At 72.7% G+C, this 561-nt stretch carries 1 protein-coding gene; it reads left to right on the forward strand.

Annotated elements, in window-relative coordinates:
• Positions 1-561, forward strand: a 561-nt coding sequence (locus M3661_RS29830; protein ID WP_251491283.1) for an NAD(P)/FAD-dependent oxidoreductase, incomplete at both ends; no start/stop codon positions are given.

The following is a 561-nucleotide window of genomic DNA, read 5'->3' on the forward strand; positions in this document are numbered from 1 at the left end:
TCACCGCGCATCGAGCGCGCGGTGCTGCCGATCGCGACCTACGTGATCGCGACCGAACCGCTCGGCGCGCGCCTGCCGGACGCGATCGACGCGCCGTACGCAATCTACGACACGCGCTTCGCGTTCGACTACTACCGTCCGCTGAAGGACACGCGGATCCTGTGGGGCGGCCGGATCTCGGTACTCGACCGCGGACCCGACGCGATCGCGCGCCTGCTGCGGCGCGACCTGCTGCGCGTGTATCCGCAATTGGAAGGCGTGAAGGTCGACTACGCGTGGGGCGGGCTGATGAGCTACGCGCGGCACAAGATGCCGCAGATCGGCCGCGACGCGGACGGCGTGTGGCACGCGATCGCGTTCGGCGGCCACGGGATGGCGCCGACCACGGTGGCCGGCGAGACGCTCGCCGCCGCGCTGGCCGAAGGCCGAAAGCCGGCCGGTGCCGGACGGCTTCGCCGCGTTCGGGCTCACGCGCACGTTCGGGCTGGCCGGACTCGCCGCCGCGCAGCTCACGTATACGGCGTACCAGGCCCGCGACGCGCTCGCGTCCTGCCGCCGCTG

This window comes from Paenibacillus sp. MER 180 (genome assembly GCF_023713665.1).
GTDB lineage: Bacteria > Bacillota > Bacilli > Paenibacillales > Paenibacillaceae > Paenibacillus_B > Paenibacillus_B suaedae.